The 24,821-nt window shown below is 64.9% G+C and carries 20 protein-coding genes and 1 pseudogene; 19 read left to right on the top strand and 2 right to left on the bottom strand.

What is annotated here, in order from left to right; all coding sequences use genetic code 11:
- Both H5V43_RS16925 and tldD read left to right on the top strand, forming a co-directional pair.
- Nucleotides 1–1,275 (top strand): TldD/PmbA family protein, encoded by a 1,275-nt coding sequence (locus H5V43_RS16925; protein ID WP_193666848.1) that lies wholly within the window; start codon nucleotides 1–3, stop codon nucleotides 1,273–1,275.
- Between the two features lie 19 nt (nucleotides 1,276–1,294).
- The gene (tldD, locus tag H5V43_RS16930) at nucleotides 1,295–2,761 is read left to right on the top strand and encodes a metalloprotease TldD (protein ID WP_128830882.1); all 1,467 of its coding nucleotides are present in this window, start codon (nucleotides 1,295–1,297) and stop codon (nucleotides 2,759–2,761) included.
- A gap of 2 nt (nucleotides 2,762–2,763) precedes the next feature.
- Here tldD and H5V43_RS16935 read toward each other — a convergent pair.
- Nucleotides 2,764–2,899, bottom strand: a pseudogene (locus H5V43_RS16935) (IS481 family transposase); the annotation flags it as partial.
- Between the two features lie 158 nt (nucleotides 2,900–3,057).
- On the opposite strand from H5V43_RS16935, the gene H5V43_RS16940 reads away from it, so the two are divergent.
- Together H5V43_RS16940 and H5V43_RS16945 are read left to right on the top strand one after the other, a co-directional pair.
- Entirely contained in the window at nucleotides 3,058–3,969 is a 912-nt protein-coding gene (locus tag H5V43_RS16940) for an alpha/beta hydrolase (RefSeq protein ID WP_193666849.1), read from the top strand.
- A 59-nt stretch (nucleotides 3,970–4,028) separates the two neighbouring features.
- Nucleotides 4,029–4,979: a substrate-binding domain-containing protein gene (locus tag H5V43_RS16945; RefSeq protein ID WP_158230073.1), complete on the top strand. Its 951-nt coding sequence runs from the start codon at nucleotides 4,029–4,031 to the stop codon at nucleotides 4,977–4,979.
- Nucleotides 4,980–4,994: 15 nt separating this feature from the next.
- Here H5V43_RS16945 and H5V43_RS16950 read toward each other — a convergent pair whose 3' ends face one another.
- The gene (locus tag H5V43_RS16950; RefSeq protein ID WP_025551262.1) at nucleotides 4,995–5,987 is read right to left on the bottom strand and encodes an alpha/beta hydrolase; all 993 of its coding nucleotides are present in this window, start codon (nucleotides 5,985–5,987) and stop codon (nucleotides 4,995–4,997) included.
- Between the two features lie 80 nt (nucleotides 5,988–6,067).
- On the opposite strand from H5V43_RS16950, the gene H5V43_RS16955 reads away from it, so the two are divergent.
- From H5V43_RS16955 to ccoG, 15 genes are all read left to right on the top strand, one after another.
- Entirely contained in the window at nucleotides 6,068–8,383 is a 2,316-nt protein-coding gene (locus H5V43_RS16955; protein WP_128830857.1) for a TonB-dependent receptor, read from the top strand.
- Nucleotides 8,380–10,065: an alpha,alpha-trehalase TreF gene (treF, locus tag H5V43_RS16960; RefSeq protein WP_025551265.1), complete on the top strand. Its 1,686-nt coding sequence runs from the start codon at nucleotides 8,380–8,382 to the stop codon at nucleotides 10,063–10,065. Before H5V43_RS16955 ends, treF begins: the two co-directional genes overlap by 4 nt.
- Entirely contained in the window at nucleotides 10,062–11,375 is a 1,314-nt protein-coding gene (locus tag H5V43_RS16965) for an acetyl-CoA hydrolase/transferase family protein (RefSeq protein ID WP_025551267.1), read from the top strand. Before treF ends, H5V43_RS16965 begins: the two co-directional genes overlap by 4 nt.
- Nucleotides 11,376–11,387: 12 nt before the next feature.
- Nucleotides 11,388–12,641: an MFS transporter gene (locus H5V43_RS16970; protein ID WP_025551269.1), complete on the top strand. Its 1,254-nt coding sequence runs from the start codon at nucleotides 11,388–11,390 to the stop codon at nucleotides 12,639–12,641.
- A 6-nt stretch (nucleotides 12,642–12,647) separates the two neighbouring features.
- Nucleotides 12,648–13,688 carry an alpha/beta hydrolase gene (locus tag H5V43_RS16975; RefSeq protein WP_025551271.1) on the top strand — a complete coding sequence of 347 codons (1,041 nt, stop codon included), beginning with the start codon at nucleotides 12,648–12,650 and terminating at the stop codon, nucleotides 13,686–13,688.
- Nucleotides 13,689–13,690: 2 nt separating this feature from the next.
- Complete coding sequence (locus H5V43_RS16980) at nucleotides 13,691–15,280, top strand: AMP-binding protein (protein WP_025551273.1); 1,590 nt, start codon at nucleotides 13,691–13,693, stop codon at nucleotides 15,278–15,280.
- Between the two features lie 202 nt (nucleotides 15,281–15,482).
- Nucleotides 15,483–16,664, top strand: coding sequence for a lipid-transfer protein (locus tag H5V43_RS16985; protein WP_025551274.1), 1,182 nt, complete (start codon nucleotides 15,483–15,485; stop codon nucleotides 16,662–16,664).
- Between the two features lie 36 nt (nucleotides 16,665–16,700).
- Complete coding sequence (locus H5V43_RS16990) at nucleotides 16,701–17,528, top strand: SDR family NAD(P)-dependent oxidoreductase (protein ID WP_025551276.1); 828 nt, start codon at nucleotides 16,701–16,703, stop codon at nucleotides 17,526–17,528.
- A gap of 336 nt (nucleotides 17,529–17,864) precedes the next feature.
- Entirely contained in the window at nucleotides 17,865–18,527 is a 663-nt protein-coding gene (locus H5V43_RS16995; RefSeq protein ID WP_025551278.1) for an OmpW/AlkL family protein, read from the top strand.
- Nucleotides 18,528–18,774: 247 nt separating this feature from the next.
- Nucleotides 18,775–19,542 carry a Crp/Fnr family transcriptional regulator gene (locus H5V43_RS17000; protein ID WP_193666851.1) on the top strand — a complete coding sequence of 256 codons (768 nt, stop codon included), beginning with the start codon at nucleotides 18,775–18,777 and terminating at the stop codon, nucleotides 19,540–19,542.
- A 283-nt stretch (nucleotides 19,543–19,825) separates the two neighbouring features.
- Nucleotides 19,826–21,484: a cytochrome-c oxidase, cbb3-type subunit I gene (gene ccoN, locus H5V43_RS17005; RefSeq protein ID WP_025551929.1), complete on the top strand. Its 1,659-nt coding sequence runs from the start codon at nucleotides 19,826–19,828 to the stop codon at nucleotides 21,482–21,484.
- Nucleotides 21,485–21,577: 93 nt separating this feature from the next.
- Entirely contained in the window at nucleotides 21,578–22,324 is a 747-nt protein-coding gene (gene ccoO / locus H5V43_RS17010) for a cytochrome-c oxidase, cbb3-type subunit II (RefSeq protein WP_025551931.1), read from the top strand.
- Nucleotides 22,321–22,488: a cbb3-type cytochrome c oxidase subunit 3 gene (locus H5V43_RS17015; protein ID WP_025551933.1), complete on the top strand. Its 168-nt coding sequence runs from the start codon at nucleotides 22,321–22,323 to the stop codon at nucleotides 22,486–22,488. The genes ccoO and H5V43_RS17015 overlap by 4 nt, the downstream gene beginning before the upstream one ends.
- A complete protein-coding gene (gene ccoP / locus H5V43_RS17020) occupies nucleotides 22,481–23,386 on the top strand; it encodes a cytochrome-c oxidase, cbb3-type subunit III (RefSeq protein ID WP_025551935.1) in 906 nt (301 codons plus the stop codon). The genes H5V43_RS17015 and ccoP overlap by 8 nt, the downstream gene beginning before the upstream one ends.
- A 3-nt stretch (nucleotides 23,387–23,389) precedes the next feature.
- The gene (ccoG, locus tag H5V43_RS17025; protein ID WP_025551937.1) at nucleotides 23,390–24,820 is read left to right on the top strand and encodes a cytochrome c oxidase accessory protein CcoG; all 1,431 of its coding nucleotides are present in this window, start codon (nucleotides 23,390–23,392) and stop codon (nucleotides 24,818–24,820) included.
- Nucleotide 24,821: the final 1 nt, after the last annotated feature.

Consider the following 24,821-nt stretch of genomic DNA (forward strand, 5'->3'; position numbering starts at 1 on the left):
ATGCAGCGTGGTGCGCAGCAGGTCGTTGCTTCCGCCAATGAAGTCGCGGGCATCGTGATGCGCGCGCGCGGCAGCGTGTTCGGCAGCGCGATACGCGAAGGCAAGCAGGTCGTCAGCATTCGGATATTCGATCACGGCCGTACCGGAACGGCGACCACCTCCGCGCTGACCCGCGCGGGCCTTGATCTCGCGGCGGAACGCGCCATCGCGATCGCCCGCACGGTCGAGCCCGATCCCGACGCCGCTCCCGCCGCGGACGAGTGGCTTGCACGGTCCGCGTCCGAGGTGCCGATGTTCGAGCCTTCGAACCTCACCGCGCAGGATCTGGGCGGCATGGCGCTGGAGATCGAAGAGGCGGCCCTGGCGGCAGGCGGCGGGTCGGTCCGCGTCAATGACGCCGGCGCCGCCAGCATCGACGCCAGCGCCGCCATGGCGATCGGTCGCGATTTCGATCGTTCGCTCGTCGCGTCCAGACATGATATCTGGTGCAGCGCCATCGCCGAGCAGGACGGGATGATGGTGCAGGATAGCTGGTCGAGTTCCGACCGGCGGGTATCGCAGCTCCTGCCGCCCTTCATGGTCGGCAGGACGGCGGCGGACCGTGCGTTGCGCAAACGGGGCGGTCGCACAGTCGACACGCAAACATGCCCCGTCCTGTTCGACGCGCCGGTCGCCGCGAGCCTGGTGTACGATATTGTCGGCGCACTAACCGGCGCGGCCCAATATAGGGGCGCGACGTTCCTGACCGGGGGCAAGGGCGCGCAGGCGCTTTCCGGCCATGTCGATCTGCTTGAGGACCCGTTCGAGCCTTATGGCCTTGGCAGCGGGGTATGCGACAGCGAGGGCGTGGCGAGCATCCACCGTCCCGTGATTTCGGGTGGGCGCGTGGAGGGTTATTTTCTATCATGCTTCTACGCGCGCAAGCTCGGCCTTCAACCGACGGGCAATGCCGATGGCGTCCGCAACCTGCATTTCACCAGCCGCCATCCCCCCCGATCGACAGCGGCGCTGCTGCGTCTTCTGGATCGGGGACTTTGGGTCACTGAGTTGATCGGCGGGGCCGTCGACCCGGTCACAGGTACCTATTCGAAGGCAGCCGCGGGGTTCTGGATCGAGAATGGCGCCATCGCCTTTCCGGTGCAGGACATCACGATTGCCGGTGAACTGCCGGTGATGCTGCGGCAGATCGTCGCGATCGGCGGCGATGTTCATCGCAGCGGCGCGGTGCGGACCGGGTCCGTTCTGATCGAGTCCATGCGCATCGCGGGCCGGTGATCGCGGAGCAGGAGAAACCATGTCGGCCTATCAGGAAATGTCGCAACAGGATGCGGTGTCGATCGCCGAGCAAAGGTTGCTGGAACCCGCCGGACTGGCGCGCGGGACAGTGGCGGCCGCTGTCGACAGGCTGCTCGGCAACGGTGCCGACCATGCCGATCTCTACTTCGAGGCAGGCCAGGCCGAAAGCTGGAGCCTAGACGACGGCAAGGTGTCCGCGGGACAGTTCTCCATCTCTCAGGGCTTCGGCGCACGCGCGGTCACCGGAGAGCAGACAGCGTTCGCATATTCCGGCGATATGACGCCCAAGGCGATCGAGGCGGCCACCGGTACCGTGCGAAGCATGCTGCTGCATGGCGATGACGCGCGACGGAGCGGGGGTGTGGCCATCGACACCGGCAACAAGCGCCCGCTGCTGTATGGCCCCGACAATCCGCTGGAGTCGTTGCCTGACGCCGGGAAGATTTTGCTCCTCCAGGAACTCGATCGTCGCTGCCGGGAGGCCGATCCGCGTATCGTTCAGGTATCAGGCCGGCTGGAAGCCTCGCACAACATTATCCTGGTCATGGACAGCGACGCATCGGTCGCGGCCGATGTGCGGCCATTGGTGCAGCTGGCCGTCACCGTCATCGCCCAGTCCGGGACGCGGCGGGCAATGGGCACCGGCGTGGAGGGAGGACGCTTCACCCTGGCCGAGTTCCACGGCGAGCGGCTGGAACGGCTGGTGCGCACCGCCGTGAGAATAGCGCTTGTGAACCTCGACGCCCGGCCGGCGCCGTCGGGTGTGATGTCGGTGGTGCTGGGCAATGGTTTCCCCGGCGTCCTGCTGCACGAAGCGGTCGGCCACGGCCTGGAAGCGGATGCGCACCTCAAGCGGTCGTCGGTCTTTACGGAACGAATGAACGGGCGGATCGCGGCGGAGGGCGTGACGGTGATCGATGACGGCACCCTGGCCGAACATCGCGGCTCGCTGAACGTGGATGACGAAGGCGTGCCCACCTCACGCAACGTCCTGATCGAAAACGGGCATCTCACCGGTTTGATGCAGGATCGGAAAAGCGCTCGTCTGATGGGGCGGGCGCCCACGGGCAACGGCCGGCGCCAAAGCCATGCCCATCTGCCGATGCCGCGGATGACCAACACCTACCTTGCCCCCGGCGACAAGGAGCCGGAGGAGATTATCCGGTCGGTCAGACACGGTGTCTATGCCGTCGCCTTTGGCGGTGGCACGGTGGACATTACGAGTGGCCAGTTCAATTTTTCGGCCACCGAAGCCTATCTGATCGAAGATGGAAAGGTGACCGCCCCGATCCAGGGCGCCGTGTTGATCGGCCTCGGCCACGAGGCGCTCAAGCATGTGTCCATGATCGGCAATGATCTGCGTTTCGCCGATGGGGTTTGCGGCAAGGAAGGGCAGACTGTTCCCGTCTGTGTCGGCCAGCCGACGATTCGGATCGATGAGATGGTCGTTGGCGGAACTGCCTGATTGTTTAGTCCCTGCATCTGATGGTGTGGGTCGAGCATAAACCGCTGCGGCTCTTTTGCAGATATGTTCGTATGGCGTGAGGCCGCGCAGGGTTTTGAGGCGGCGGCCAAAGTCGTACGCGTCAATGAAGTCGTGGAGGGGCGGTCGGTGCCTCCAATGCCCGCTCCCATAGCCCGACATGGCACCGACGGCTGAAGCGGCGATGGACCGTATTCCATTCGCCCGTTTGCACTTGCATTAAAAAATGCGCATGAGCCCGAAAAATGCTATCGATGTCATTTTGGGAAAGGCGCCGGATGCTCAATGAAGAAATTGCCAAGTTCCTGGGCCCGGGATCGGATGCTCATCCCATTTTCGACGCGTCGGGGATTTCCGCGATGCGCGAAGGAATGCGAATGGCCGGGGCCGCTTTGCCGGCGCCGACGCTGGAGATCCAGGATCACGAAGCCAATGGCGTTCCGGTGCGGTTATACAAGCCGCATGGCATGCAGCATGTTCCAACGCCACTCCTGGTCTTCCTTCATGGGGGCGGCTGGATGCTTGGCGATATTGAAAGCCACGATGCGCCGTGCAGAGTCCTTGCGGACAGGGCGCAATGCGCGGTGCTGGCCGTAGGCTATCGTCTCGCGCCCGAACATCCTTTTCCCGCGGCGCTCGACGATTGCGCCAATGCCTTTGAATGGGCGTTGGCCAATGCCGGGTCTTTGGGGTGCGACGCGGATCGGATCGCCCTTGGCGGAGAGAGTGCCGGCGCCAATCTTTGCGCCGCCCTGACCATCCGCTTTCGCGATCGGGCCCAGGACCAGCCCGCCTTCCAGTTCCTCGTTCATCCGGCAACGGACCTGCTGTTGGGCCAATCCAGTATCGATGATGTCTCGCTTCCCGGCATGACGCGGTCATATCTTGAAGCGTGCGTGCGTATATATGCTGGGGACCAGGATGCGTCGCATCCATGGATTTCTCCCATGCGATGCCCGGATCTGTCGAATCTTCCCCGCTCCGTCATCTATACCGTGGAGGTCGACCCGCTTCGCGACGATGGCGAGAATTACGCCCTGGCACTTGCCCGGGCCGGGACCGAAGTGTTGATTCAGCGTCTGCCGGGGCTGCCGCATGGCTTTATGGTCTTGCCGACGTCCCTTCAGGCGGTAGATCGTGCATTCGACCAGTTGGCACAATGCCTCAAATCCTATTTCGGTGACAGATGAGTACGCCAACCAAGAAAGAGAGCGCCCCAGCCCGCCCCACCATGGCGATGGTCGCAAAGATGGCGGGAGTATCCAAGATCACCGTGTCCCGCGCTCTGGGCGGCAGTGCCCTGGTGCGGCCCGAGTTGCGCGAAAAAATAGTCGAGATTGCCCGTGAGGCCGGCTATCGGATGAACTCTGCGGCACGGTCGTTGCGCACGAGGCGGTCGCATACCATCGCCATGGTCATCGAACGCCTGATCGCCGGCGACCGCCCCATATCCGATCCGCTGCTGCTTGCGATGATCGGCGGCCTGCTGGAAATCCTGACCCCCTCCGGCTACGCCATGCTCCTGACCACCAGCGATCACTATCTTGATCATAACGCCATCGATGCGGACGGCATCATCATGCTGGGACAGGGCCTGAAGGGGGAAAGGGTGAAGCCGATCGCCGCATTGGGCTTGCCCATGGTGATCTGGGGCGCCGTCACTGCCGCAAATGGCCTGACCGTCATCGGGAGCGATAACCGGCAGGGTGGACGGCTCGCCGCCGGGCATCTGGTGGAAAGGGGCCGGCGCAAAATTCTTTTCCTGGGCGATCATCGCCACCCGGAGGTGGGCGAACGCCTGGAAGGGGTTCGCGATGTCGTGGCCGCCACGACGGCGGCGCTCGTCGGCAGCATCGCTTGCGAATTCTCGCGCGTGGCGGGTGCGTCAGCCGTGCAACAGGCGTTGAGCCAGAATATGGAGTTCGACGCGATCATCGCAGCCAGCGACTTTATCGCTGCCGGCGCTTGCGACGCTCTTATCGACAGAGGCATGCGAGTGCCCGATGAGGTCGCGATCACCGGTTTCGACGATATTGCGGTGGCCACAAGCAACCGGCCGCCCCTGACCACGATTCGCCAGGACTGGTCGGCTGCCGGCAGGCTGTTGGGCGAGGCGATCCTGCAGTCGGTCGCGGGGGAAGAAAAAGGCTTTTCCTCCACGATCCTTCCCGTGGAACTCATTGTGCGGCAGAGCAGCTGAGGAACCCGCTTCTGCTCAGCAGAGGCGTTTTTGGAAGAATGCCGCCAGAAGCGCGAATACCTCCCGCGATTCCGGCAGGTCAACGTCGACGTGGTGCGCATGCCACATGCCGTCGAACATCGTCAATTCAGCCTCCCTGCCCGCCGCCCTCAGCCGCCGATGCATGACCGTGACGGAGCTGGCCGCGAAGTCCCTGGTCCCGCTCACAAGCAGGGCGGGGGGGAATCGTGCCAGAACAGCGGGGTGCTCACCGGGAAAGACCGAAGCGTCCTTCGGATCGGTACCGGCGAAATAGGGCAGATCATGAAGCCGCTGGACGGCCGCCGCATCCGCCGTTCCGTTGAGCAGCGCCGCCATCTCCAGCGAATCGCCGCCGAGATCGACGCCGGCCGCATGGAGCATGGCTATCCCCTCCGGAAGCCGGTCGCCGCGCTGGATCATGCGGGACACGACCTGCGCCGTCAGCACCGCGCCCGCGGAGCAGCCATAGATGCCCAGTTTGAGGGCAGGGTTTTTCGACCGGAGATCATCGATGACGGTGAGCACGTCCAGCACGGCGCAGGGATAAGGATGTTCCGGCGCGAGGCGGTATTCCACGGCCAGAACCGCCATATCCGCAACCGCCGCGACCGGCACTGCCTCGATCAAGGCTCCCGCCCCGTTCCCCCACATGAAAGCGCCCCCATGAAGGCAGATGAGGATCTTGTCCGGGGGCGCCGATGGACGCCGCACCAGCTGCGCCGGTATCCCGTTGATGACGAGAGCCTCTGTCTCGACCGGATAGTGACGGTTTGCCACTTCCAGGCGCGCTGAGTTGATGCGGTCGTAGTGACGGCGCAATTCATCGACGCTTTCGATCGGCGGCGCATCGTCCGCCCTGATCGCCTCAAACCGATCCCCGGCCATGCCGCTGACCCAGCGGGCGAACGGAGGCGGCGGCATCGCCGCGCCATCCCCATTGTTATCGGTGCCAAACCCCTCATCCTCTTTTTCTACAGACTTTTTCACGCGTGATGATCTCCGATTGACATCGATACCATTGCCCGATAGTGCCGGTTCGCACAAATGAAATTTTTGGGAGGGTGAGCGTGAAGGGTTGGATGTTGATACTGGCGAGCACTTCGGCGATCGCGCTTATATCGCCTGCTCACGCGCAGCAGCTTGCCGGCCTTGCCGATAGTGAAACGGCAGCGGCTTCCGGCGCGGGCGCGACTCAGGCGAGGAGCCAGTCCGTTGATGAGGCGAGCGGGGGCGGCGAGACGACGTTCGGCGACATCGTAGTCACCGCGCGGCGTAGAAGTGAGCGTCTTCAGGATGTTCCCCTTTCCGTAACCGCCTTCTCGCCCGAGGCGCTGAGCGAGAGCCGCATTGTCGGACGGACCGACCTTGCCAACTACACGCCGTCTCTTATCACGATCACCGGCGGCTATCCGAGCGAGTTTGCCTTCTTCGCCTTGCGCGGGCAGGGGCCGGCCTTTGGCTCCGTCCCCGGCGTGATCAACTATTTCGCGGAAGTTCCGGCACTGGTCGGCATCGATGGCCGCGTCGGTTCCTATTTCGACCTGGCGAATGTGCAGGTTCTGTCCGGCCCTCAGGGCACCTTGTTCGGCAAGAATGCGACCGGCGGCAACATCCTCTTCGAACCCCAGCGGCCGACCGACCGGCAGGAAGGCTATCTCCAACTGGAGGTCGGCAATCTGCAGGATGTGCGGGCAGAGTTTGCCGTCAACCTGCCGATCGTAAGCGACAAAATACTGTTCCGTATCGCTGGCGAGGAAGGCCGGAGAGACGGTTATACCAGGGATGTCGGCCCCTATTTTCCGGGCAAGAAATATGACAATCTGGACTATCAAAGTGTCCGGGCCAGCCTGATCGTCCGCCCGACGGACAATGTGGAACTCTATACCGTCGCGCGCTACTATCATTCCAGGACCAATGGTCCGGGCACCGTGCTCACGCAGTTCAACCCGGCCCTCGGCGTTCCCGCCGCGCCCGCGCTCCTCCTCTTCCCCGGCCTCGCCACTGCGGTGGCTGATCAGCAGGACCGTGGGCCGCGACGGGTTTCCTACGATCTCGACCAGTTTTCCTCCACCTCCTACTGGCAGGTCCTCAATCAGGCGCGCGTCGATCTGACGGACGAACTGACGCTCAAGAACATCGTCAGCTATTCGGAAATGACCTATCGCTACGCCTATGATTATGATGCGAGCCCCTTTCCGATCGGCGGCCAGACCAGCCGGACGGGTAATCCCACGCAGGCGCCCACCTATCTGACCGAAGAATTGCAGTTGCAGGGCAAGCTCTGGAACGACGCGCTCAACTTCAGCGTGGGCGGCTATTATGATCGCTTCGGCCATCACAAGGATCAGGGCGGGCTCTTCACGCAATATCCGCTCAGCCTGCTGATCGGCCAGATACCCGCCGTCATCAATACGACGGCAAGAAGCTATGCGGTCTTCGGCCAGGCCACGATCGACCTTGGCAAGGCAGGCGTGATCCCGGGTCTCAGCCTGACCGGCGGCCTGCGCCACACCTGGGACGAAACGGCGAACTTCACCCAGATTTCCGTACTCCCGGCGACGGGCGGGACGGCGAAGTTCGACTATACGAGCTACAATCTCAGCGCCGACTATGTGATCTCGCCCGGCGTGCACGTCTATGCCACCAGCCGGAACGCGTACAAGGCAGGCGGCGTCAACGGCCCGGTGCCGGAAGGTTCCTCCTTCCGCACCTTCCCGCCCGAAAAGCTGCAAGACGTGGAAATCGGCCTGAAGAGCCAGATGAGGATCGCAGGCGTCCCGACCCGCTTCAATGTCGCGGCCTATCGGGGGAACTACAGGAATATCCAGCGCACCACGACCGAACTGATCGAGGGAGCGCTGATCAACGTCACGCGCAGCGCGGCGAAGGGGCGCATCCAGGGCGTCGAGGTCACGGCCGCTGTCGAGCCGGTGCGCGGCCTGACGCTCAACGGCAGCTATTCCTATATCGACGCCAAATATACCAGGGTCGCCGATGCGTCGGCCGGCGCGATCCTGGCGGGATCGGCTTTCCCCTATACGCCCAGGCACAAGGTGACGCTCGGTGGCAGCTACCAGGCCGATCTGGGCTCGGTCGGGACGCTGGCCCTGTCGGCCAACTGGGCCTATCAAAGCAAATTCTCGACCGCGCAGAACAACCTTGCCCAGGTGCGCAATCTGCCGGGTTACGACACGCTGGCGCTGCGGGCCGGGGTCAACGGCATCGGCGGGTCGAACCTGGACCTCAACCTGTTCATGGCCAATGCGACCGACAACAGCTTCGCGACGGGGTTGCAGGATCTGTATAATGTCGGCGGCGGCACGGTCACCTACACCTATAACGAACCCCGCACCTATGGCGCGCAATTGCGGTTCCACTGGTGACGACCTTGCGTTCGGCGCCGACCTTTGTCGATTATTTTCCGGAGCCTGCACAATCCGGAACGGCTTGCGGCCTGGAACATGGCCGCAAGCCGCCCGGCGGCAAGGCGGGATATGTGGCGACGCCCGCCGACCTTTACGGGGCTATGCTGGCGCAGGTGCAGCTCAATCAGCTGTTTGAGGACGGCAAGACCTTTGTCGATGCCGTGCCCCGGAGGAGCACCGACGATATTCTGAGAGCCTTCGAGGCCCTGCCGCACGACAGCCAGTGCCTTCGCGACTTCGTCATCGCCCATTTCGACCTGCCCGATCCCGCCGGTGTGCACCCGGCGCACGGTGAACCGGACCTGCGCCATTACATCCGTTCGATCTGGCCCGAACTGCACCGGGATGGTGCGCATCCGCCTGAGAACGGCTCGCTTCTTCCCGTGAACGGGCCCTATGTCGTTCCGGGCGGCCGCTTCGTCGAACTTTACTATTGGGACAGTTATTTCAGCATCCTTGGCCTGCTGCGCGACGGGTTCGAACATGTCGCGCAGGGGATCGTCACAGCCCTTGCCGATCTGCTGAAACGCTATGGGCGGATTCCCAACGGCACGCGCAGCTATTATCTCAGCCGATCGCAGCCGCCGCTCTATTTCGCCATGCTGGACCTGGTGCCGGACGCCAGACCGGCGGTGATGCGTCAGCGGCTCGACGCCCTTCTGATCGAACATGGCTTCTGGATGGACGGCGCGGCGGCGCTGGGACCGGGCGAGTGCGCGAAGCGCGTCGTGCGGATGCCCGACGGCGCGCTGCTGAACCGCTATTGGGACGATCGCGACACGCCGCGGGACGAATCCTATCTGGAAGATGTCGCGACCGCCAACGCGACGATGCGACCGCCGGAAGATGTCTTCCGCGCCCTGCGCGCCGGGGCCGAGAGCGGCTGGGACTTTTCGTCGCGGTGGTTCACGCCGGGCGGCGCGCTGGACAGCATTCGCACCCACCACATCGTCGCCGTCGACCTTAACGCCTTTCTTTACGGGATGGAGAGCGCCATCGTCCGCCTTGCCGACGAGCTGTGCGAGGACAGGATCGCGCGGCAGTTTGACGGGGCGAGGAAGCGCCGGCGCGCCGCGATCCACCGCTGGCTGTGGTGCGAGGCCGGCTATTTCAGCGACTTCGACCTGGAGAGCGGGCAACTTTGCGGGCAGCTGACGGCGGCGACCCATGCCCCGCTATTTACCGGCGTAGCGACCCGGGCCCAGGCGGCCGCCGTGGCAAGGCTGACGTCCGACCACCTGATCGCCCCCGGCGGGCTGCGCACGACGCTGATCGAAACGGGCGAGCAATGGGATGCGCCCAATGGCTGGGCGCCGCTGCAATGGATCGCCTTCATGGGCCTGCGCCGATATGGCCATCGCCGCCTTGCCGACATCATCGCGGCGCGATGGGTCGAGACCGTGGATTCGGTGTTCCAGCGCACAGGCTGGATTCACGAGAAATATGATGTCGAGCGGGGTATCGGCGGCGGAGGCGGAGAATATGCGCCGCAACTGGGCTTCGGCTGGACGAACGGCGTGACGGCGGCGTTCATGGACTTGCTGAGGATCCATTCATCAGGCCGGGAAGGCCGGGGTCCGGTAACGGTGCATGGCGTCTCCGACCGCTTTGCGGCCATGCCGGAAGGACCGATCGAATGACGCGCGATACCGATGCCTATCGCAGCAAGCTGATGTCCCCTGAGCAGGCCGCAGCCTCCATCCCCCATGGCGCGCGCATCTGCATGGGGCTGGGTGTGGCGCAGCCGCCGGCCATATTGCAGGCTCTGGCGAGGCGGGGGGAAATCGGCGACATCGAAGGCGCCAGCCTCTATTATCTGCTCTCCACCGCCATTGCCGGGACGAGTGTGCTGCGGCGTGAACTGGGCGAGCGGCTCCGCCCCATGTCCCTTTTCCACAGCGCGGTGGAACGTGCCCTCGACAAGGAAGCATCGGCGCTGGGCGGCAGGCCGGTCGACCTCATCCCGGTCGCCTTCAGCCGGGTTCCGCAGATGCTGCGCGACGACATAGGGGTGGATACGCTCGTCACGCAGGTGGCGCCCCCGGATGAGGATGGCAATTTCAGCCTCGGCACCAATGTCGATTATGCACATGCTGCCGCGCGGTGCTGCACGCGGGTGATCGTGGAGGTCAATCGCCACATGCCCCGGACCGGCGGCGCGAGCGTCGTCCCCTTATCGGCGGTGACGGCGATCGTCGAGCACGACCAGCCCCTGCCCGAGATCATGCCAGTGTCGCGGCGGCCGGAGGACGATGCGATCGGGGCGATCATCGCCGGCCTCGTCGATGACGGCGCCTGCCTGCAGATGGGGATCGGCGCCGTGCCCGAAGCGGTGTGCGCCGCCCTGAAGGGGCATCGCCATTTGGGCATCCACACCGAACTCCTGACCCCGGGGCTCGCCGGGTTGATGGCATCGGGGGTGGTCGACAACAGCCGCAAGGCCGTTCATCCGGGCAAGACGATCTTCACCTTCGCCATGGGCGATCGCCGCTTTTACGAATTCCTCGACGGCAATCCTGATCTGGAGGGGCATCCGGTCGATCATGTCAACGACGCCGCGATTATCGCGCGCAATCCCAGGGCGGTTTCGGTCAACGCGACCCTGGAAGTCGATTTGCAGGGCGCCTGCAATTCGGAGGTGGTGAATGGCCGTCAATATAGCGCGGCAGGCGGGCAACTGGACTTCGTGCGCGGCGCGGGCGCTTCGCCGGGGGGCAAATCCATCATCGCGTGCCATGCCACCGCGGTGGGCGGCACCGTCTCGCGCATCGTGCCGCGCCTCAATGGGCCGGTCACGACGCCGCGCAACGACGTGCACATCATCGTCACCGAGTTCGGCTGGGCGGATCTGCGCGGCAAGTCTCTGGCCGAGCGCGGAAAGGCGCTGATCGGCATCGCCCACCCCCGCTTCCGGGACGAACTGGCGGCCCAACTGGACCGGCGGATGTAAAGGAGGCGGCCGATGATTGAACAGCCCATCCTGTCAGGCGCGGACGCCATGCCCGCGGCCCCGCCCCTATCCGATGGCAAGCGCCTGTCGCTGGAGGTGTCGGGCCTCTATCTGGCGCTCTACCTTCATTTCGGCTTCTTCGCCTTCCTGCCGCTCTGGCTCGCGAAAATGGGCGCGCCGGCCGGGGAGATCGGGATATTGATGGCGATCCCGCTGGTCCTGCGGCTCGTGACCGTCGCGCCCTTTTCCGCCTGGGCCGGCCAGAGCGGGCGGGTGCGGGACTCGATCCTCGTCACGGCGCTCAGTTCAGCCGCGCTGGTCGCGTTGCTGATCCTGGAGCCCGGCCATATCGGCCGGATCGCCATCGTGCTGGCCTTCGCCATCGTCTGGGACCAGGTGCCGGTGCTAACCGACGCCTATGCGGTGATGGCGGCGCGGAGCCGGGGACTGGATTTCGGCCGCATGCGCGTCTGGGGCTCCATCGGCGCGGTCGTCTCCAGCGCGAGCGCAGGCTGGGCCTTCGACCTGCTCGGCATCGAAGCGCTGCCGCTGGTCGTGGCGGCGCTGCTGCTGCTGCCGGCGATGATGGCCGCCCTGGTTCCGTCCGACCGGCGGATGATACAGGCCAGCGCCGTGCGCGGCGGACGCTGGCGCGAGGTCATGGCCGACCGCGCGCTCATCCGCGCCATGGCCGCCTCCGCGCTCGTCATGGCCAGCCATGGCGTGCTGACCAGCTTCGGCGCGATCCAATGGAGCGCGCGGGGCATCGGCACGGGCACGATCGGCCTGCTGCAGGCCTGCGCGGTCAGCGCCGAAATCCTGGCCTTCTGGTTCGGATCGAAGCTGCTGGGGCGGAGGGACCCGAGATGGATGATCTGGATCGCCGCCTGCTTCGCCGCGCTGCGCTGGATCATCATGGCCGGCAATCCGGGCGTCGCCCCGCTGTTCGTCGTCCAGCTTTTACAGGGGTTGACGGCGACAGGCGCTATCCTTGGCGCCATGCTGACCATCGCCAGACGGGTGCCGATGCAGTCGAGTGCGGCGGCGCAGGGCCTGAACGCGGTGCTGCTGGGCCTCGCGCTGTCGGTGACGACCGCCGGTTCGGGATGGCTGTGGCCGCATGGCGTCGCCTTCTCCTATCTTGCCATGGCGGTCCTGGCGGCGTTTGCCGGCGTGCTCGCCTGGCCTCTCTTTTCGCGGCGCGATCCGGGCGCCGCTCCTGCCGCTGAATCCGGCGGCGTCACTGCGTCGCCGGAAAGGAGTTAGACACGCATGCTTTCGAAGCTTCGCTACCTGATCCACAAGGCCATGATGGCAGCCATGGTGGCGGCCGCGGCAAAAGCGTCGGCCACCGCGCAAACGGCGCCGACGGACCAGAAGAATATCGCCAAATGGTCGCTGCCCAACACCCTCAGCCCGGAAGGCCGCGCCATGGCGGCGGCCATCGCCGCCGCGCCGGTTCCGGACCCTGAGCCGCCGCTGAAAGCGCAGCGACAATTTGTCGACGATCTTCAGGCTGGCATGGGCCGGGAACTGGTCAAACGCTACGGCGTTCGCGTGGAGCAGTCGTCGATCGCCGGCGTGCCGGTGCGGATCGTCTATCCCAAGGGCGTGACGTCCCTGGGCAAGGCCCCGATATTGATGAACCTGCATGGCGGCGGCTTTCAGCTCGATTCCGGGTCGTTGACGGAAACGATCCCGATCGCCGCCCTTACCGGCATTCCCGTGGTGGCCGTGCTGTACCGGCTCGCGCCCGAACATCCCTATCCCGCTGCGCTGGACGACGCGCTCGCCGTCTATCAGGCGCTGGAAAAGGACCGTTCGGCTTCGCATATCGCCGTCTACGGCACTTCGGCGGGTGCGGCGCTGAGCGGGCAGCTGATCGCGCGCCTGACGCAGCTTGGCAAGCCGATGCCCGCGGCCATGGGCTATTTCTCGGGCAGCGCCGATCTCACCACCAGCGGGGATTCGGAATCCTGGATGCCGTTGCCGGGCGGCGCCAGGACCATGGCTGAGAGCGTATCGAGCTATGTCGGCAAGACCGCGCCGGCCGATCCCGTCCTGTCTCCGCTCAAGGGCGACATCTCCCGTTTTCCGCCAACGTTGCTGGTGACCAGCACCCGCGACATATTGCTCAGCCCCACATCGATCTTTGCCCGCGCCCTTCTGGAGCGGGGCGTCGATGCCCGCCTTGTCGTCTTCGACGGCCTGCCGCACGCTTTCTGGGCCTATATGGACATTCCCGAGACGCAGCAGGCGAACGCGCTGATGGCGGGGTTCCTGAAGGCCCGCCTGAACGCGGGAGCGCGCTGACCATGTATTCCGGCCTGTCCGATCAGCGGCGATGGACCTTTCCGTTCGTCATAGAGGAACAGGCGGCGGTGCTGGGCGACGCGCCGTTCGTCACCATGACGACGGGAGAGGGCATCACCTACCGGCAGTTGCGGGACGACGCGGCGCAGGTCGCCGGCATGCTGGCGGCGGCCGGGGCTCGGGCGGGAGACCGGATCGCGCTCATGCTGCCGAGCGGACTCGACTTCCTGCGCGCCTGGGCGGGTATAGGCCGGCTGGGGGCGACGGCGGTCATTCTGAACAGCGAACTGACGGGCGCGTTCCTGGCCCATCCGCTCGCGGACTCCGCCCCGTCCGTCCTGATCGTCGACGCGCAATATGTCTCCCGGCTCGACGGGCTGGATGCGGCGATGTCGAGCGTCCGGAAGATCTTCGTCGCGGGCGCCGACCAACGGCCCGCTGGGGACATGTTCGATCGATGGCGCTCCGCAACCGCCCTGAACGCTCCGCTTCCGGGCGCCGCCGACATTGCCTGCATCATGTACACTTCAGGTACGACCGGCGCTCCCAAGGGCGTTCTGATGCCCCATGCCCACTGCTTCCTCTTCGGCCTTGGCGTGGTGGAGAATCTGGGGGTTACGGCTGACGACCATTATTATGTCTGCCTTCCCCTCTCCCATGCGAACGGCTTGCTCATGCAGCTCGGCGCGACGCTGATCGCGGGCGCCACCGCTACCGTGCGGGAGCGGTTTTCCGCGAGTGGCTGGCTGTCGGACCTGCATCGTTCGGGTGCGACCGTGACCAACACGCTGGGCGCGATCAGCGCGTTCGTGATCGCACAGCCGCCGGGCGGGCGGGATCGAAACCACAAGCTTCGGGCGATCGCCTCCGCCCCCAATCATCCCGATCACGATCGGATATGGCGCGAACGCTTCGGCATTGCCGAAGTGCTGGGCGGATATGGCATGACGGAGATCAACATCCCGCTCTACGGCCGCCGGGGCGAAGCGCGGCCCGGAACCTGTGGCCGCCCCTATGAGCGCTTCGAGGTCCGGATCGCCGACCCGGCGACGGACATTCCGGTTGGGCCGGGCGAAGTGGGGGAAATATTGGTTCGCCCTTGCGTGCCCTACGGCTTCATGGCCGGTTATCTCGGCCTCCCCGACAGGACCGTGGAGGCGTGGCGGAACCTCTGGTTCCACACGGGCGACGCGGGGCGGATGGATGCCGACGGCTATGTCACCTTCGTCGACCGCATCAAGGATTGCATCCGCCGTCGGGGCGAAAATATCTCCGCCACCGACATCGAGCGCACGCTGGCGGAACTGCCCGGCGTCAAGGAGGTGGCCGCCTTTGCGGTTCCTTCCGACATTCCGGGCGGCGAGGATGAGATCATGTGCGCCGTCGTGCCGCATGCCGACGGCCAGATCGATCCCGCCGCGCTGGCTGCCCACGCCCGGGCGCGGATGCCGCGCTATGCGCAGCCCCGCTACATCGAATTCCTGACGGACCTGCCACGGACGGGCACCGAAAAGGTGAAGAAGGCGGATCTGCGCGAACGCGGCGTCACTGTGGCGACTTTGGATCTGCAGGCGCTTCTTCCCATGGGCTGACGCCCTTCGACCGATCACTGGAATATTCGGGTATGACTTTCGAACCTGCCATTGCAGAACGGCGCTTCGTCCTCGATCATATCGCAGGGCCAAGCGAAATCGGTTCTCCGCCGCGGCGAACGCACCGGCGGCAGCGCTTTGCGAGGTCGATGCCGCCACGCTCGCGGCATAGCCCCCACGTCCGACATCGCAGGAGAATGACATGAGCAAGGCGCGCATTGCCGGCGTCGGCATGATTCCTTTCACCAAGCCGGGGCGAAGCGATGACTGGGACGTCATGGCCGAACAGGCAATCCGCCTGGCGCTGGCGGACGCCGGGATCGCTTACGGGCAGGTCCAGCAAGCCTATGCCGGATATGTCTATGCCGACTCCACCGCCGGCCAGTCCGCGCTCTATCGCGTCGGGCTGACCGGCATCCCCATCGTCAACGTCAACAATAATTGCTCCACCGGCTCGACCGCGCTGTATCTTGCACGCCAGATGGTGGAAGCGGGCGTGGCAGACTGCGTGCTGGCGGTCGGCTTCGAGCAGATGCTGCCGGGCGCGCTCGGCATGATATTCAATGACCGCAAGGGCACGCTGGAGATGGCGCTGACGCGCCAGGGCCAGTTGCAGGCCGACGACGACGCCCCATTCGCCGCCCAGCAGTTCGGTGGCGCGGGGCTGGACTATCAGGCGCGTTATGGCGCGAGCGACGAAGCCTTCGCCCGCATCAGCGTCAAGGCGAGACGGCATGCGGCCAATAATCCGCTGGCGCTGCTGCGGGAACCGATCAGCCTGGAAGAGGTCATGTCCTCCAAGCATCTTTATGGGCCGATAACCCGCTTTCAGGCGTGCCCGCCCACCTGCGGCGCTGCCGCCGCTATCCTGGTGTCGCCAGTCTTCGCCGCCCGGCACGGGCTGAGCGCTTCGGTGGAGATCGTCGCGCAGGCGCTGACCACCGATCTGCCCGGCACGTTCGAGGAGCGCGGCATGATGAGCGTGGTGGGCCATGACATGACGAGGGAGGCGGCCCGGCAGGTCTATGAGGCCGCGGGCGTTGGTCCGGACGATATTCAGGCGGTGGAACTGCACGATTGCTTCACGCCGAACGAGCTCATCTCCTACGAGGCGCTTGGCCTCACGCCGGAGGGAACGGCGGAGCAATATATTTGCGACGGGCTGAACAGCTATGGCGGCAAGCACGTCACAAATCCTTCGGGAGGCCTGTTGTCCAAGGGTCATCCGCTGGGCGCGACCGGCCTTGCCCAATGCTATGAGTTGACCCACCAATTGCGGGGAACGGCGGAGCAGCGGCAGGTCGACGGCATTCGCTTCGGCTTGCAGCATAATATCGGTCTGGGCGGCGCGTGCGTAGTGACGCTGTACGGCCGGGCGGACTGACGGGCCGCTCGGCGATCAATCATCGAAGGGACTTTCATGCGCAGACTGGATGGCAAGGTCGCGATCATCTCCGGCTCGGGTCGCGGCATCGGCCGTGAACTGGCGTTCAAGCTCGCGGGACAGGGCGCAAGCGTCGTCGTCAACGATCTCGACGAGGCGCCCGCCAATGAGGTTGTCACGCAGATCCGGGATGCGGGCGGGAAAGCGACCCCCTGCGTTGGCGATGTCACGGCCGATGACTTCGGCGAGCGCTTCGTCCGCACCGCTCTCGAGGCGTTCGGCGGGCTCGACATCATTGTCAACAATGCCGGCTACACGCGCGACGGCGTCATCCAGAAGCAGACGGACGAGCAGTTCCAGGCAATGCTCGACGTGCACGTATCGGCCCCGTTTCGCATCCTGCGCGCAGCTGCGGAGCCTCTGCGAACGATGGCCCGAAAAGAAGCCGCCGAAGGCCGGGAGGTTATCCGCAAGGTCGTCAACATATCATCCATGGCCGGCACGCACGGCAATGCCGGACAGATCAACTACTCCGCGGCCAAATCCGCCCTGGTGGGCATGACCAAGACGCTGTCCAAGGAATGGGGGCGCCTGAAAGTCTGCGTGAATTGCGTGGCCTTCGGCATCATCGACACGCGGTTGACGCAGCCCATTTCGGGGTCGGAGGCATCCATCCCGATCGGGGGGCAGCCCCTGCACACCGGTATTCCTTCTTCGGTACGGGACGCCCTGCTGGACAGCGTGCCGTTGGGACGGGCGGGAACGGCGCGGGAGGCCGCGGACAGCATCTACCTGCTGTGCGTTCCCGAGAGCGATTACATCAGCGGGCAGGTCCTGGTCGTTTCAGGTGGTCTCAGCTTGTAGAAATGCCTCGCATTTGCCTGATCCGGAGACCGGAATCTGTTCGGTGACGGGAGGCATGGCTGCTGTCGGCCCACTGCGAATGCGTTGTCACCGGATGCATGTCTGGCGTTCGACGCCATGCCTGAAACCTTGGCCGAAATGGCGGGCCGAGAGAGATCGGCCGACATGATCGACAGCACCGTCGTCCGGGCCATCACTGCGCCGTCGGCATAAGAAGGGACGCGAGCGACCGAGGCATTGAGGCAGGTCAAATTGCCGGTTGCGCAGGATCAATGCCGGGTCCGTTCGGGCGCGGCAGAAGGGCGGCACCGACAAACAGGGATGGAGATCAAGGACATGACCCTCAAGACGATCCTGCTGGGGGCGGCTGCCGGCTGCGCCGTTCTGGCCGCGCCGGCGCAGGCGGCGCAGGGCGATGTGCTGGTGCGGCTGCGCGGCATCATGGTCGCGCCCAACGAGAAGAGCGGGAGCGTGTTGCCCGCCTTTCCGGGCGAGAAAGTGAAGGTCGACAACAGCGTGATGCCGGAAGTGGACGTCACCTATATGGCGACCGACCATATCGGTTTCGAGCTGATCGCCGCGACCACCAAGCATAGCGCGAGCGGGCGGACCGGCACGACCGGGGGCATCGGCAGGCTTGCGTCGACCTGGGTGCTGCCGCCGACGCTGACCGCGCAATATCATTTCCTGCCCGAAGGAAAGATCCGGCCCTATGTCGGGGCGGGGGTGAATTATACGCTCTTTTATAATGAGAAGGCGTCGAACGCGCTGGAGGGCGCCGTGGGCGCGACCAAGGTGCATATGTCCGACAGCTTCGGCTGGGCGGGGCAGGTCGGCGTCGACATCGACCTTAACGAGCGGGTGTTCCTGAATCTGGACGTCAAATATATCGACATCGATACGACGGCGCGGCTGTCGACTGCTGCTGCCGGGGTGCAGAAGGTGAAGCTGGAGCTTGATCCCTTTGTCTTCGGCGTGGGTGTGGGGATGAAGTTCTGATGGGAAGGGGTGGCGGCTTTTGGCCAATTCAGGACCTTCCCCTCCCGTAAATGGGAGGGGTTAGGGGTGGGCGCGAGCGTAGCGAGCTTCTGACTTAGCCGTTGAAAATTCACGCTGATGTCGCGCCAGCCCACCCCCTAGCCCCCTCCCGCCTGCGGGAGGGGGAATGTCCGCAATCCACCCACTTTCGCCTCTTAGGGACAATTACGGATAGGTTGCAGCGCGCGGCGGCGGCATGGATCGGCGCATGGATATGCGATTTGATCTGGCGCAAAAGGCGCAGGACGATGGGGCCTTCGTCATGGCGGCGACGCCGTCGGCCAAGGGCTGCGGTGGGCAATATTGCGAACGGTGCGAGGTGCGCGATCAGGCGATCTGCGCCGATCTCGACGAAAAGCAGCGCGTGGCGCTGAACCGGATCGGGCGGCGGGTGTCGTTGCAGGCCGGGCAGACCGTGATGTGGGAAGGCGACAGCTCCACGCTGGTCGCCAATGTGATCGAGGGGACGCTGAAGCTGTCCACCTCCACCGGCGACGGGCGCGAGCAGATCGTCGGCGTCGTCTATGCATCGGATTTCATCGGCCGCCCCTTCGGCGCGCGGACGCCGCACAGTGTCACGGCGCTGACCGATGCGCGGCTGTGCCTTTATCCGCGGGGGGCGTTCGACGGCTTTGCGCGGGAGCATCCGGCGCTGGAGCACCGGCTGTTGCAGCGGACGCTGGACGATCTGGACCGGACGCGGGCGTGGATGCTGCTGCTGGGGCGGAAGAATGCGCGGGAGAAGGTGGCTACCCTGCTGCTCGACATGCACCGGCGGTTGCGGGCGGACCGGGCCGGGGTGATCGAACTGCCTTTGTCGCGGCAGCAGATCGCGGACGTGCTGGGGCTGACCATCGAGACGGTGTCGCGCCAGATCGGCGATCTGAAGCGGATGGGCGTGATCGCGCTCGCCGGGCGGCGCGGGGTGCGGATCGTGGATGCCGGGCGGCTGGAGGGGATGGCCGAGGGGGAGTGAGGGGGCTGTTTTTGGCCAATTCAGGACCTTCCCCTCCCGTAAACGGGAGGGGTTAGGGGTGGGCGCGAGCGTAGCGAGCTTCTGACTTGGCCGTTGCAAAACAGCGCAGATGCCGCGCCAGCCCACCCCCTAGCCCCCTCCCGCCTGCGGGAGGGGGAATGTCCGCAATCCACCCGATACGGACATTCCCCTACATACCTGCGGTGCGGGCTTTGACAGAGGTCAATGCATAAGGGCGGCTCCCGGACGAAGGACGCCGCAAAGCCTTTGACGGGGAAATCCTATGGAGCAACTGGTTTGGAAGACGGGCGGCTGGTTCGCGCTCGCGACGCTGGCCTTTCTGGCGGCGCTGGCGGCGGCGGACTTCGGCTTTGCCGTGCATATGGGGATCGTCTGCGCGGCCGCGCTGGCCGTCGCCGTGCTGACGATGCGGCATGCCGATTATGAGGCGATCACCCGCGGGCTGCTGAAGATGCCCGCATCCCAGGGGAAATATGACGACGACCCGATCCGCTGGGGCGTGATCGCGACCGTCTTCTGGGGGCTGGCTGGCTTTCTGGCGGGGTTGTACATCGCGCTTCAACTGGCCTTTCCGGCGCTCAACCTGGGGATCGAATATACCAGTTTCGGGCGGCTGCGGCCGCTGCATACCTCCGCCGTCATCTTCGCCTTCGGGGGCAATGCGCTGATCGCCACCAGCTTCTACGTGGTGCAGCGGACATGCCGGGCGCGGCTGGCCTTTCCGGCGCTCGCCCGGTTCGTCTTCTGGGGCTATCAGCTTTTCATCGTGCTGGCGGCGACCGGCTATCTGCTGGGCATTACCGAGGGCAAGGAATATGCCGAGCCGGAATGGTATGTCGACCTGTGGCTGACCATCGTCTGGGTCGCCTATCTGGTCGTGTTCGGCGGGACGATCCTGCGCCGCAGCGAGCCGCATATCTATGTCGCGAACTGGTTTTACCTGAGCTTCATCCTGACGATCGCGATGCTGCACATCGTCAACAATCTTTCCATGCCGGTGAGCTGGCTCGGGTCCAAGAGCTACAGCGCTTTCGCGGGCGTGCAGGATGCGCTGACCCAATGGTGGTACGGGCATAATGCGGTCGGTTTCTTCCTGACCGCCGGTTTCCTGGCCATGATGTATTATTTCGTGCCCAAGCAGGCGGAGCGGCCGGTCTATAGTTACAGGCTTTCCATCATCCATTTCTGGTCGCTGATCTTCCTCTATATCTGGGCGGGTCCGCACCATCTTCATTACACCGCGCTGCCCGACTGGGCGCAGACTTTGGGCATGGTCTTTTCGGTCATGTTGTGGATGCCGAGCTGGGGCGGGATGATCAACGGGCTGATGACGCTGAACGGCGCATGGGACCGCATCCGCACCGATCCGATCATCCGCATGATGGTGATGGCGCTGGCCTTTTACGGCATGTCGACCTTCGAAGGTCCGATGATGTCGGTGAAGGCGGTCAACAGTCTCAGCCACTATACCGACTGGACCATCGGCCATGTGCATAGTGGTGCACTGGGATGGAATGGACTCATCACTTTCGCCTGCCTCTATTATCTGACGCCACGACTGTGGAAGCGGGAGCGGTTGTACAGTCTTCGGTTGGTGAACTGGCACTTCTGGCTAGCGACGGTGGGCATCGTTCTCTACGCCGCATCGATGTGGGTCGCGGGCATCATGCAGGGGCTGATGTGGCGCGAATATGGCAGCGACGGTTATCTGGTCTACGCCTTCTCCGAAGTGGTGAGCGCCATGTTCCCCATGTACCTGATCCGGGCGGCGGGAGGCCTTCTGTACCTGAGCGGCGCGATCGTCATGGCCTGGAACATCGGCAAGACCATCGCGGGCAGCCCGCTGCGCGTGGAAAAGCCGATGAACGATGCGGCCTATGATGTGGAGGCCGACCGGCCATTGGTGCCCGCGGCGATCTGAAACCCCTCTCCGTTCGGGCTGGGCCTTCAAGAAGAAGAAAAGCCCTTCGACAGGCTCAGGGCGAACGGAGGTTTTCCTTTGAGGAACCGGATAATGACTGCACCATCCAAGGGTAAATTCTTCGACCATGGCAGGCTGGAGCGGAATGTTTCGCTGCTGGGCATCGCTGCCCTGATTACAGTCGCCATCGGCGGCATTGTAGAGATCGCGCCGCTCTTCTGGATCGACAATACGATCGAGAAGGTAGAGGGCGTGCGTCCCTATACGCCGCTGGAGCTGGCGGGGCGGAATATCTACATACGCGAAGGCTGCTATAATTGTCATAGCCAGATGATCCGGCCCTTCCGGGACGAGACGGAACGCTATGGCCATTACAGCCTGGCGGCAGAGAGCATGTACGATCACCCCTTCCAGTGGGGGTCGAAGCGGACCGGGCCGGATCTGGCGCGGGTGGGCGGCCGCTATTCGGACGAGTGGCATGTCCAGCATCTGAAGGACCCCCGCGCCGTGGTGCCGGAATCGATCATGCCTGGCTATGCCTTCCTGGCGGAGCGGGAATTGAAGCTGCCCGACATGCGCAAGGACCTGACGGCGCTCAATGATGTCGGGGTGCCTTATACGAAGGACGACATCGCCAGGGCGAATGACGATCTGAAGGCGCAGGCCGATCCGGATGCGGACAGCAGCGACCTGCTGAAACGCTATCCCAAGGCGCAGGCGCGCGATTTCGACGGCGATCCGGCCAAGCTGACCGAGATGGACGCGCTGGTCGCCTATCTCCAGATGCTGGGCACGCTGGTCGATGTGGAGAGCGCCAAGCCGCAGGAGGTCGACAGATGAGCTACGACGCCTTGCGGCATTTTGCCGATAGCTGGGGGCTGGTGTTCATGGGGGTGCTCTATGTGGCCCTCATCGGCTGGCACTTCCTGCCCCATGGGCGGCAGCGCAGCGCGGAGGCCGCGCTCGCCATTTTCGACGATCAGACGGAGGCCGGGCATGGCTGACGACAAGCACATCGATCCCGCCACCGGGACGGAGATCAAGCATCATGAATGGGACGGCATCCAGGAACTGGACACGCCGCTGCCGCGCTGGTGGCTGTGGACCTTCTATGCGACGATCCTGTTCGCTATCGGTTATATGATCGCCTATCCGGCTATCCCGATGATCGACCGGGCGACCGGCGGCATGCTGGGCTGGTCGAGCCGGGGGGCGCTGGACAAGGAATTGGCGGCGCGGGAAAGGCAGATCGCGCCGATCCGCCGGGCGATTGCGGAGACGCCGGTCACGGCGCTGCCGGGGCGGCCCGAACTGATGCAGCAGGCGGTTGAGGGCGGGCGCGCCGCGTTCCGGGTGCATTGCGTCCAGTGTCATGGGTCGGGCGCGACGGGGTCCAGGGGTTATCCCAACCTCAATGACGACGACTGGCTGTGGGGCGGCGATCTGGCGACGATCGAGAAGACGATCACCGATGGCGTCCGCAATCCCGATCATAACGCCACGCGGCAGTCGCTGATGCCCGCCTTCGGCAAGGATCAGTTGCTGACGGCGGCGCAGGTGGACGATGTGGTGGCGCATGTCCGGGCGATCAGCGGGCAGGACCGCCCGAGCGCGGCTTCGCGGCGCGGGGACAAGGTCTTTGCCGATAATTGCGCGGTCTGCCATGGCCCGGCGGGCAAGGGCAACCGGGAGCTGGGCGCGCCCAATCTGACCGATGCGATCTGGCTTTACGGGGGCGATGCGGAGACCATCCACGAGACCGTCTGGAACAGCCGCCATGGCGTGATGCCGCGCTGGGACGACAAGCTGGACAAGGCGACCATCCGGATGCTCGCGGCCTATGTGCACAGCCTGGGCGGGGGTGAGGCGGCCCCTCCCGCTGTTGCGGGGGCAGGTCGATAAGCCATGTTCATGTCCGGCTCCGCCTCGCTCTATGAGAAGCGCAAGGGCGTCTATCCCAAGGCGGTGGACGGCTTCTACCGCCGCCTGAAATGGGCGATCATGGCGGTGACGCTGACCATCTACTGGGGCACGCCCTGGCTGCGCTGGGACCGGGGGCCTTATGCGCCCGATCAGGCGGTGCTGGTCGATCTGGCCCATCGGCGCTTCTACATGTTCGCCATCGAGATATGGCCGCAGGAATTTTATTATGTCGCGGGCCTGCTGATCATGGCGGGGATCGGGCTGTTCCTCGTCACGTCGGCGGTGGGGCGGGCCTGGTGCGGCTATGCCTGTCCGCAGACGGTGTGGACCGACCTCTACCAGCATGTCGAACGCTTCGTGGACGGCGACCGCAATGCGCAGTTGCGGCTCGCCAAGGCGCCATGGGGGGCGGCGAAGATTGCCCGGCGGCTTTTCAAATGGTCGGTCTGGCTGGGGATCGCTTTCGTCACCGGGGGCGCGTGGATATTCTATTTCGCGGACGCCCCGACGCTGCAACGGGAGTTCTGGAGCGGGACCGCCGCGTGGCAAGCCTATGCGACGACTTTCGTGCTGACCGCGACGACCTTCGTGTTGGGCGGGTTCATGCGGGAGCAGGTGTGCATCTACATGTGTCCCTGGCCGCGCATCCAGACCGCGATGCTGGACGAGAAGTCGCTGATCGTCACCTACAAGCATTGGCGCGGGGAGACGCGCGGGAGCCTGAAGAAGGCCCAGGCGCATCCGGGCGCGTTTGGCGACTGCGTGGATTGCAACCAGTGCGTCGCGGTCTGCCCGACCGGCATCGACATTCGGGAAGGGCCGCAGATCGGCTGCATCACCTGCGCGCTCTGCATCGACGCCTGCGACAAGGTGATGGCGCAGGTCGGGCGGCCACGCGGGCTGATCGACTATTGCACGCAGGACGATGCGGAGGCGGAGCAGAAGGGCGCGGCCCCGCGCCCAGTGCTGAAGACGCTGTTGCGGCCCCGCACCATCGCCTATTTCGCGGTCTGGGCGGGGATCGGCGCGGCCATGCTGTTCGCGCTGGGCGCGCGCGAGCGGCTGGAGATCAGCGCGCAGCAGGACCGCAATCCGATCTTCGTGCGCCTGTCCGATGGCGCGATCCGCAACGCCTATACGGTCAAGCTGCGCAACATGCAGGCGCGGCCCCGGCCGATGGAGGTGGGCCTCACCGGCCTGCCCGGCGGCCGGATGTGGACCGACGCGGGGTCGCGGGAGAATGCCGCCGCGACGGTGCGGACGACCGTGCCCGCCGACAGCGTGGCGAAGCTGCGCCTCTTCCTGACGCTGCCGTCCGGCGGCCCGGCGCGGCAGGATTTTCGTTTCACCGTGCGCGCCCTGGATCGTGAGGGCGGCAGCGCCAGCGAACCCGCCCGATTTGAAAGGCCCTGAA

The sequence above is a fragment of the Sphingobium fuliginis genome, from assembly GCF_015074805.1.
Taxonomy (GTDB): Bacteria; Pseudomonadota; Alphaproteobacteria; order Sphingomonadales; family Sphingomonadaceae; genus Sphingobium; species Sphingobium fuliginis.